Below are 2388 nucleotides of genomic sequence, written 5' to 3' on the forward strand. Positions count from 1 at the left end.
CAGCGGGCATTTATTGTTGCAGGCGCCAAGACACTAATTATGAGTATGTTTAAAGTGGATGATGCCGCAACGCAGGAACTGATGGTGAAGTTCTATACCAAGTGGCTACATACGGGCAAGAAACGTGAGTCTTTCGTAGAAGCTAAGAAAGAACTTAGAACAAAATATCCTGACCCAATATTCTGGGGTGCATTCATCATGATTGGATTAGACTAAAACAAAAAGCCCCTTTTCAGGGGCTTCTTTTGTGACCTCGGCAGGATTCAAACCTGCAACCTCTTGAGCCGTAATCAAGTGCACTATTCAGTTATGCTACGAGGCCATGTCTTCACTTAATAACCAAGTCTGCCTACAGGCAGGTACGAGGCCATTTTTAAGAAGTGGCAAAGTTATGTAATTAATTCTCTCAAAAAAAGGTACTTTTTTAAAAAACACTATCTTTGCGCGCTACAATAACAAAGCAAATTTTTTGTTAATACATTATGAGAAAAGCACTTCTAGTATCCATATTAAGCATTTGTTCATTATCAGTTTTGGCTACTGGTAACCCCGAAGAAAGAAAACCTTCTAAAACACAAAAAAAGATGGCTCAGCCAGATGTTCCCGGAACATTGGTGATTGATTTTGGATTCAATGTCCTTCAAAATAACGATCCGGAAATTGCTACAGAGCTTTTAGGCTCAAGAACTATTAATTTTTATTACCTAAGAGATATTAGAATCGCAAACACCAAGTTTTACATCCTTCCTGGTATCGGTTTAGGTCTCGATCGCTACAAATTTGATGAAGATGTTACGCCAGTGAAGGGTTTTGATGTTGATGGGAATGAAGTAATTGCATTCGATACCATTTTTGGCGGGGGAATGAAAAAATCGATGCTTGTTACCAACTACATTGATATTCCAGTTGAACTGAGATTTTATGCAAACCCTTCTGATACTAAGAGAAGTTTTAAGGTTGGTGTTGGATTTAAGGTTGGTTATCTATTCAACTCCCACACGAAAATAAAGCAAGATGTGGATGGTGAAATTTATAAAACCAAAGTGCACAACGACTTTAATTTAAGCAAGTTCAGATATGGTGTAACAGCCAGAGTAGGTGTAGGAGGTTTTAATGTCTTCTATTATCAAAGTTTAAACCCGCTATGGAATACAAGCGATGGATTTGCAGGTTCGGAGGTAAATAACACCACCATTGGTGTGTCATTCACAGGATTCTAAAAGAATAAATCTTAAATGAAAGGGCCTCTAATGAGGTCTTTTTATTTTCCTTTAAATTGAGCTTTCCGCTTCTCCAAGAAAGCATTCACACCTTCTTTGTAATCCTCACTGTTTCCGGCAATTTCCTGGCAGTATGCTTCGTAATCTAGCATCTCGTCCAATGAGCTGTTACCCGCCTTATTCAACATTTTTTTCATCATACCAATCGCTTTGGTGGGTGCATTAGCATAATAATCTGTATATTCTTTAACTGCAGCATCCAAATCAGCCAATGGCACCACCTTATTTACCAATCCCATTTCAAAAGCCTCTTTACCTTTCACTCTTGTGCCCATGGTACTCATTTCAAATGCTTTGGCCGAGCCAACTAGTCGAGGTAAAAAATAAGAAGAACCGGAATCTAATACCAAACCAATATTCACAAATACTTCTACCATCATCGATTCTTCAGCGGCTACAACAATATCACATGCTAAGGCCAATGAACATCCTGCTCCCGCTGCTACCCCATTTAATCTTCCAATAATCGGTTTGGGCATGTTTCTCATAGCGCCAATGATCGGATTATACCTTTTATGAAGGGAATCTATGAAAGATCTCTTCTCTGCCTTTGAAGATGCTTTTAGATCCTGTCCAGAACAAAAGGCTTTGCCCTCTCCCGTTATCACCACTACCCTTACAGAATCATCTCTAGTTGCTTGTTTAAGAGCATCCTGAAGTTCGTAACTCAAGCCATCATTAAATGCATTATAAACTTCTGGTCTGTTGAGGGTAATAGTAGCTACCCCATTATCTATTTCGTATTTAAGAAATTCAAACATAGTATTAAGTTAAAAAGTAAATCGATCCAAAGCAGACCAAAAAGCCCATAATTGAACCTGCAATAACCTCATTTAAATTATGTTGATTCAATAATAATCGTGATGAATTAATAATTCCGGCCATTATAATGGCTAGAATAACAGGGAAAAATAACCTGCTGTCTGGATATTTAAAATTTAAGGCCGTCATAAAACCTACCATTCCCCAGGCGCCTGCACTATGGGCACTTATTTTATAGAAATTGGAAATGATAGTTACTAATAAAATGATGAGTGTGATAGTAGAAAAAATCACAATTAAAGTATAACCAAGCACCACTTTACTGGCAAATAAATAGGTGGTTAAA

4 protein-coding genes and 1 tRNA gene are annotated in these 2388 nt (G+C 37.8%); 2 read left to right on the forward strand and 3 right to left on the reverse strand.

Features of this window, described 5'->3' with window-relative positions:
* Positions 1-216: CHAT domain-containing protein (locus tag RLO81_RS10185; RefSeq protein ID WP_350110964.1), on the forward strand; the 216-nt coding region annotated here is incomplete at its 5' end.
* A 32-nt stretch (positions 217-248) separates the two neighbouring features.
* Here the strand turns inward: RLO81_RS10185 and RLO81_RS10190 are convergent.
* Positions 249-322 (reverse strand) — tRNA-Arg (locus tag RLO81_RS10190).
* Positions 323-482: 160 nt separating this feature from the next.
* Here RLO81_RS10190 and RLO81_RS10195 point away from each other — a divergent pair.
* Positions 483-1220 (forward strand): porin family protein, encoded by a 738-nt coding sequence (locus RLO81_RS10195; RefSeq protein ID WP_350110967.1) that lies wholly within the window; start codon positions 483-485, stop codon positions 1218-1220.
* A gap of 41 nt (positions 1221-1261) precedes the next feature.
* On the opposite strand, the gene RLO81_RS10200 is transcribed toward RLO81_RS10195, so the two are convergent.
* Positions 1262-2041 (reverse strand): enoyl-CoA hydratase/isomerase family protein, encoded by a 780-nt coding sequence (locus RLO81_RS10200; RefSeq protein WP_350110970.1) that lies wholly within the window; start codon positions 2039-2041, stop codon positions 1262-1264.
* A gap of 4 nt (positions 2042-2045) precedes the next feature.
* Positions 2046-2388, reverse strand: a 343-nt coding sequence (locus RLO81_RS10205; RefSeq protein ID WP_350110973.1) for a phosphatase PAP2 family protein, incomplete at its 5' end; no start/stop codon positions are given.

The organism is Fulvivirga sp., from assembly GCF_040220315.1.
Classification (GTDB): Bacteria; Bacteroidota; Bacteroidia; order Cytophagales; family Cyclobacteriaceae; genus Fulvivirga.

Coding starts and splice junctions, on each gene's coding strand:
- RLO81_RS10195 (WP_350110967.1), top strand. CDS start 483: ATGAGAAAAGCACTTCTAGTATCCATATTAAGCATTTGTTCATTATCA.
- RLO81_RS10200 (WP_350110970.1), bottom strand. CDS start 2,041: ATGTTTGAATTTCTTAAATACGAAATAGATAATGGGGTAGCTACTATT.